The organism is Deferrivibrio sp., assembly GCF_055117995.1.
In genome coordinates this window covers 1-7,400 of the sequence record NZ_JBSQOT010000061.1, presented here as the reverse complement: position 1 = coordinate 7,400, position 7,400 = coordinate 1, and the positions used below count along the sequence as shown (strand labels likewise).

Here is a 7,400-nt window from a genome sequence, read left to right as displayed (position 1 = left end):
CATAAAGGTGCTTATAAATGAAACATCTGCATTAAAATACAAGATCATTGCATCAATATGGCTTATCTGCTATTTTATTTTGCTGATAAATACAATATATATTGCAGTCAACAATCATATTATTAAAGATATAGCAATTTCATTGGAAACATTTTTACTGATAATTTTATTTATCATTGAAAAAAAGGTAATGCTTAGGTTTAACATTATAAACTTAACAATTTTGCTATATGTATTGGCATATATTTTAAACCTTGTTGTAGCCTGAGCAGGCATTAGCCTGCCAGGTAGCTAATTAACAGGAATTATTTTACAAAATTCGCTCAAAATGTATTCAGGGTCTTTTTCGAAAAGCTCTGCAAAAATCTGTAATTTCCTGTTGTAGCTTTTATCAATATCTATAAACAAAAACAGATCAAGAAAATCCTTTATCTCTTTTTTAAGAAAGCTTTTATCTTCATCCGTCAGATAATCTATTTTTTTCACACCCACCCCAAGCTGCTCTTCTCTTATTCTGCCCCGAATATATGCTGCTCCGGCGGTCATTCCACTACAAATATAATAGCCCATGGGATATTCGTGGTTTACAACATTTAAAACAATACCTATTCCACCCTGAGCATATTCCATAAAGTAGTCACCCATCCCCTTCTCTTCTCCAAGTCCATAAATAGCAACGGGGGGTTTTCTTTTATTAAGTTTTTCCTCAAAGGTTTTTATGAATTTATTCCACCCCAGTTTATCAAGGTAGGCTCTCCTTTTTTGATATTTAAATCTGAGTTCCCTTAAAATTTCTTCATCTGTAAAATTCTGATACCTATCCAGATTTAGTTTTCTCCACTCCTCAGGCACACCAGCTTTCATCAAAAGCAAGTTTCTTACGCCTCCACTCTTTGCCACTCTGAAAGTTCCACTAACAGCATATGCCGCAAAAAGATCACTGACATGCCCTGCAATATTTATCTCTTTGGGATTAGAGGTATTTGCCACACCCACATGGGTATTTGCTGGAATGGATGTTTTGAAAGTATGATTTGGGATAACATTTATTTTAACATTATCCACAAAAGCAAAACTGTGGTTTCCAACAAGCCCTCTGACAGTAATCTCATCACACTTAACACCCGTTCCAATTGTCCTCTGCCCTACTACATTGTCAATAAAAAACTTTTTTACACCCCTCTTTACAGCCTCTTTCATCAATAGATTTAGAGCCATACTGTCAATCTTATCCACGCCAACATCTATTGTAAGTGAATCACCGTTTATATTTTTCAGGGTATTTTCAAAAAACTCTCTATTCTCATAAATCCTTTGCTCAAATGTTTTAAATATCTTATGCTGCCTTTCTTTGATTGCTGCATCTGGAATCTGCTTGTCGATTTCATGTTTGCCAAATGTCTCAAACAGAAGTGGGTCAGAGCCGTGATACCTGAATCTCCTTGAACCTACAACATCAGAATGGTTGCTCATCCCAAGCCCTGCTGCTAAGCCTTCCATATCTTTTATAAATGATTTCACCATCGAAACTATGTAATTGCTACCCATTTCCGGATCAATACGGCTTCCATATTTCCTTGACGTTATCCCCCATGCACACTGACCTGTATGACATCTCTGACATAAAGTACAGCCTAAAGGGTGCAGTGTTCTCATCCCCATTCCAACAAAATCTGCCCCTGCAAGGAGCACAAGGAATGCATGAAAACTGTCTAAAACACCACCTTCGGATATTATCGAGATATTTTCCCTTAAACCTTCTTTTCTAAGAGCAAGATCCGCAATATGAGTGAGATAAACCACATTCAACCCTCTATTTTGCAAATCGACCAAATGCGCCGCACCGGTAGAACCATCACCAGCCTTGATTGTAATATAGTCAAAACCTGCTTTTGCAAGTGCAACCGCTATTTCAGGAAAGTTCCATGCAGTACCGTAAACATCTGCTCCAATAAGTTTTTCCTCACCTAAGAGTGCCCTTAATGACTCTACCCTCATAGGGAGCTCTTCAATAGAATATTGCAAATGTTGAGGATTTGGCGCTGTCAAGTTTCTTAAAGCTTCAACACACCTTAAAAGAGCAATCTCCAAATCATTCTTTTTGGATTGAAGATGTCCACCTTTACCTTTTTTAGCATCCTGGCCGTATTTCATACTGATTCCTGCAAATTTATCCAGCTCTAACCATGGGCCGTATCCACCTGACCCAAATTGCAAAATACAGTGCCTGGATGCTGCCATCATATCAGGATGCACATACCCCTCTCCGGTAAAAAACGGCCTGCCAAGCTTTATACTTGCCATAAGTCTTGACAAAAATGCCTCATGGCTGTTTGAGCCATAGCTCATATGCACATCAAATATAGGGCTGTTGCATAAATATCTTGCCTTCCTTTTCCCAAGATGAATATTGTCAAGTCTGCCCGCATACTCATGCAAATGGTCACGCTGGGGGCTTAAAATTTCAGCAGCATCTATTATCCAATCAGTATTCAATTTTGATTCAGCTCTGCCAAGATGCGCACTGCTTACAGTGGATTTTTCGTTAGCCCTGTTAAGACAATTGTTTATAACTTCGCTGTTTGACAGGGCAACCCCTATATCATGGTAATCAGGATTTTTAAAAACTTTTATCGCCCTTTGGGGACACATTTTCACGCATCTTTTGCAATTGCAACATTCATCAGGATTTATCCAGAGTATCTTTTCCACAAGTGCAATCTTATCACCTTCATCCGGCAAAACCCTATTGCCATCAAAGTCATAATATACCGTCTCCATACTGAAAACACCTGTAGGACTATCAGGATTTTTTAAATTATGGGTACACGCCTGAACACATCTCGAACAATGAACACAACCTCTGCCAGGCTCCTCTTCCTCGCTGGTTACCTTTACCCAATATTTTGCACCATTTGCATAAATACCTGTTTCAGTTGGCTCAGTATATCTTATATTTCTTTTTATTCTAAGTTCGATCTTATTATTAAGCTTCATACCACTTCCACCCATAGTCAAGTTTTTTTACATTTTTACCTTCAACCTTGAATGCCACAACTTTACCGGCATCCGGGTCATAAACACTTTCAAGCTCCTCTTCCATAAAATATGCAGCCGAAAGTATCGCTCTTTGCTCACTCCCTAAAATTGCAACTTTATCATTATACCCAAGACTAAATGATCTCAAATGGTCCCGATCAGTAAACCCTAAAATAACGTCCCCCACAAGAACTATTGCTGTAGCAGGTCCGGACATCTTCATTCTCTTTAATATAGGGTCATTTACTATCTCTTCATATCTAATCTTTTTATCTTTATCCATTGATTTTAGTTCCTGAGGAAATTTTCTGCTTAAAATCCACTCTATCTCCTCAATACTATAACCTTTTCTTAAAAGATAATCTGTTTGCAAAAAAATTGCTTCAGAGTCTGTTCCCACATGCAAATTTATGCCAAGCTGCTCTAAGGCAATAGCATTTGACTTGTCACTTGAAAGGTGTCCATTATGTACACCTGCTATCTCGCCCAATGAAATCGGCTGAGGTCCCCACCATAATCCCCTTCCACTGCTTGTGGGCCATCTAAGATGGATAAGACATGCCTCATAATATTCATCCTCATATTTTGGCAAATCATAAATTTTTATGGTATCAGTCAACTCAAATGCTGTCAAAAACGTTCCATTTTCTTTGGAGCTGGAAAAAATTCTTGCATCATCCATAAAGTCTTTATTAAATCTCGATACATGTTTCATAATATATTGGTAATCATCATTAATTCTTTCTCTGTACATCATTTCGTCTGTAGTTGGCGGTGTAACAAAATATCTTTTAATGATAGGAAGGTCGTATTCATAATAATATTTTCTTGCAACCAAATCCTGAGATTCAAGTATATGAACACCCCAGCTGTTTATTACCTGCTCAAGCTCTGCCACCTTGTATTGATTCCTATACATTATATGAAACACATAAAAACTGTTGTCCTTATAAATCCCCTTTAGCGTAACTCCAGCTCCTGTCCGTCCTCGATATTGAAGGCACATTGCGCTTTTAAGAAGTGCATTCAGGCTGAATTCTCCAACCGCAGCAAGTAAACCACAGGCGCCTTTGGGCAAACCCTCAACCCCACCAGAAAAAGTGGCAATATCCATAGGCTTATAGTTAAACAACCTTTCCATCTATTTCTCCACGCCGTTTTTTATAGATTCCAAATCAATATACTGGCTTGAAATATATTTGTCATATCTGTTTTCATCGCCCACAATACTTAAGGCTGACCTCGGGCAAGCCTCGACACTTTTAAAAGAATGATGGGATATATTGTCTTTAATGTACATATAATAATGCTTATCCTTTTCCCTTGACCATTCTTCATTTATTTTTAGAAGACTATTATTACTATAAAAGTAACACCAATCACACTGAATACATATGCCGCAATAAAAGCATCTTTTTGCCATATATATTGCGACTTCTTCATCAGCTGTTTTTACAATTTCATCAAAATTCCCCTTTCTCTCTTCAATCGTTATACTCTCTTCTATCATTCTGCCAATTTTCTGAAAATATTTTGTATTGATGTCATTATAAAAGGCTATTTCTCTGTTTTCTTCATCTTCTATATCATCCCCAAGAAATTTCCTTACCGCCTTTACAGTTTTCTGGGCAGAGCCGACAGCCCTGACTACCATCCCTGTCGGCTCACCTGAGCCCATCGAAGCATCACCACATATAAAAATTTTACCCCTTGACTCCTGTGGCAAATCAGGACAATTAAGTCGTGGAAACTCATTAACAAAGCTCTCACCAACAAAAAACAGGTCAGGCTTATCACCCACAGCCACAACTATTTTATCAAAAATAAACTCTTCAAAATTGTCTTTTACAGGAACAGGCTTAGACCTTCCACTCTCATCAACAGGGCCAAGTTTCATCACCTGGCAAATTAACTTTAGCCCCTTTGATGTTTTCTCAATCTTGATTGGCTGTCTCAAAAAGTGAAAATCCACCCCTTCCCTTTTTGATTCTTCCACTTCTCCAGGATGGGCAGTCATCTCATTTATTGTCCTTCTGTAAATTATGGATGCCTTTGCATTTAGCCTTACAGAACATCTTGCCACATCAAAAGCAGTATATCCACCACCGATAACGCCGATACTTTCTCCAGGCTTTATATTCAATGTTTCATGGTTGCCAAAATTTATTTCCCGCAGAAACTCAATTCCGTTATAAATGTTATCAAGAAATTCCCCTTCAATCCCCATTTCACCTGGAGACTGCGCACCTGTTGCCACAATAACTGCATCGGATTCTTCGGCGATATTAAAAAATTTATCTTTATCCACGTTCTGGTTAACAAAGATTTCAACCCCGCTATCTTTAATAAAATTAAGCTCCTTTTCAAAAATATCTCTTGGATACCTATAAGGTGGTATACCCTCCACAAGAAGGCCACCAGGAACATTGTGCTTTTCATAAACAACCACTTTGAATCCGTTTATAGCAAGAAAATACGCCGCCGAAAGTCCAGCAGGACCTGAGCCGATAATGGAAACAAGCTTGTTTTTGTCAGAAGATTTTTTCTTTGGTTTAAAATTGTTGCTGTAACCCCAATCTGCCACAAATCTTTCCAGCGCCTTTATATCAACCGGTTCATCAAATTTGGCTCGATTGCACGCCGTCTCACAAGGATGATCACAAAACCTTCCGCAACCTGCTGAGAAAGGGTTTGTCTCTTTCAATACATAAAATGCCTCGTCAATCCGTCTTTGGGACAAAAGATACAAAAATCTTGGAATATCATTTTTAGCAGGACAACCGGTGTTGCCAAAATGATCCTTTGAGTAACAAGGACTCTTTTTATTAATATAAATAGGGTATAGCTTTTTCAAAACATACCTCCATGATGTCATCTAAAAAATTATACCCTATTTTTAAAATATTACAAAACAATTTTAGCTTTTTTTAAAACAGAAAATATGAAATAAGGCAGAAGCAAAGACGGTGCTTCTGCTATTAACTAATATTAAATTTGTCTTACAACAAATACAGATTTTTTTGACCTTCTAACGACTTTTTCGGTAGTGCTTCCAAAAAATACATCTTCAAAAAAGCTCTTTGTATGGGAAGCAATAACAATCAAATCTATATCAGCCTCCTTTTCAAGTCTTAGAATTTCATAGTAAGGCTCACCAAATTTTACTACCGTCTCTACCTCTACATTTCTTCCTGACAATACCTTCTCAATCTGTTTTTTAAACAGCTCTTCAGTATCATTGACAAGTCTCTTTTTAAGCTCCTTTGAAGACTTATCACCAAGATAACTATGTACTATGCTTGATTCTTCGGGGATAGCATGCAAAAGTACTATTTTTGCATCAAACTTCTCCGCCAGGTCAACAGCCTTTTCCAAAGCTACATCAGAGCTTTTTGAAAAATCTGAAGGTACCAAAATTTTTTTTACACTTAACATAGATGCCTCCTATCTGTTTTTATATAATTGTTTGGATGCAATATTTGCTGCTACCAAAACAGGATCCCACACAGGCGCAAAAGGCGGCGCATAGCTCAAGTCTAATTCAGACAGCTCAAAAACACTTAGTTTTGAATATATTGCAGAGGATATAACGTCGATTCTCTTTGCCACAACATCCTGTCCTACTATCTGCCCACCAAGCACTTTCCCCTCATTTTTATCATAAAAAATACAAACACTCATTTCTCCGCCATCAGGGAATGCCCCCCTCGTATGTGAATTTATTATTGCAACACCGTAATCAATACTCCTCTCTTTTAACTGCTTCTCAAACATTCCTGTAGTAGCAACAGTATAATCAAACAACTTAAAAGCCGCCGTTTGTAATATACCCTGAAACTTTTTCATATCTTTTATATTTGCAATATTGTTTCCAGCAAGTCGCCCCTGTTTGTTTGCGGTAGTCCCAAGAGGCATATATGTAAAATCCCCTGTTTGTCTGTTAAAATGTTCCGCACAATCACCCGCCGCAAAAATATTTTCTATATTTGTCTGCTGATAAAGGTTTGTTTTTATTGCCCCTTTTATTCCCAAATCAATACCAATATTTGATACAATATCTGTTTTGGGTTTTATACCAAGGGCTGCAATAATTAGGTCAAAATCAAATTTCCCTGCTGATGATTCAACAGATTTACCATCAGTGCCATAAACATCCACACCTGTAAAAATCTCAACACCATTTTCCTTTAACTTATCAATAACTTTTTGTCTTAAAGTCTCATTCAGGAAAGGTAAAATATTCTCCATCTTCTCAAAGACTTTGATTTTAAATCCCAATTCTCTTAATACATCTGCAAGCTCAAGGTTTATATAACCTGCTCCAATTAAAGCTATATTTTTTACACCTGAATAAATTACAC

At 37.4% G+C, this 7,400-nt stretch carries 6 protein-coding genes; 1 reads left to right on the top strand and 5 read right to left on the bottom strand.

Annotated elements, in window-relative coordinates; all coding sequences use genetic code 11:
* The coding region (locus tag ACTCAF_RS10475; RefSeq protein WP_463063229.1) for a hypothetical protein at nucleotides 1-268 on the top strand (268 nt) is incomplete at its 5' end.
* Nucleotides 269-291: 23 nt separating this feature from the next.
* Here the strand turns inward: ACTCAF_RS10475 and ACTCAF_RS10470 are convergent.
* The 5 genes from ACTCAF_RS10470 to ACTCAF_RS10450 form a co-directional block, all read right to left on the bottom strand.
* Nucleotides 292-2,997: a glutamate synthase-related protein gene (locus ACTCAF_RS10470; RefSeq protein ID WP_463063228.1), complete on the bottom strand. Its 2,706-nt coding sequence runs from the start codon at nucleotides 2,995-2,997 to the stop codon at nucleotides 292-294.
* Nucleotides 2,987-4,180, bottom strand: a complete 1,194-nt coding sequence (locus ACTCAF_RS10465) for a class II glutamine amidotransferase domain-containing protein (RefSeq protein WP_463063227.1) — start codon at nucleotides 4,178-4,180, stop codon at nucleotides 2,987-2,989. The genes ACTCAF_RS10470 and ACTCAF_RS10465 overlap by 11 nt, the downstream gene beginning before the upstream one ends.
* Nucleotides 4,181-5,893, bottom strand: a complete 1,713-nt coding sequence (locus ACTCAF_RS10460; RefSeq protein ID WP_463063226.1) for an FAD-dependent oxidoreductase — start codon at nucleotides 5,891-5,893, stop codon at nucleotides 4,181-4,183.
* Nucleotides 5,894-6,027: 134 nt separating this feature from the next.
* On the bottom strand, nucleotides 6,028-6,474 hold the full coding sequence (locus ACTCAF_RS10455; RefSeq protein ID WP_463063225.1) for a universal stress protein: 447 nt from the start codon (nucleotides 6,472-6,474) through the stop codon (nucleotides 6,028-6,030).
* Between the two features lie 9 nt (nucleotides 6,475-6,483).
* The coding region (locus ACTCAF_RS10450) for an FAD-dependent oxidoreductase (RefSeq protein ID WP_463063224.1) at nucleotides 6,484-7,400 on the bottom strand (917 nt) is incomplete at its 5' end.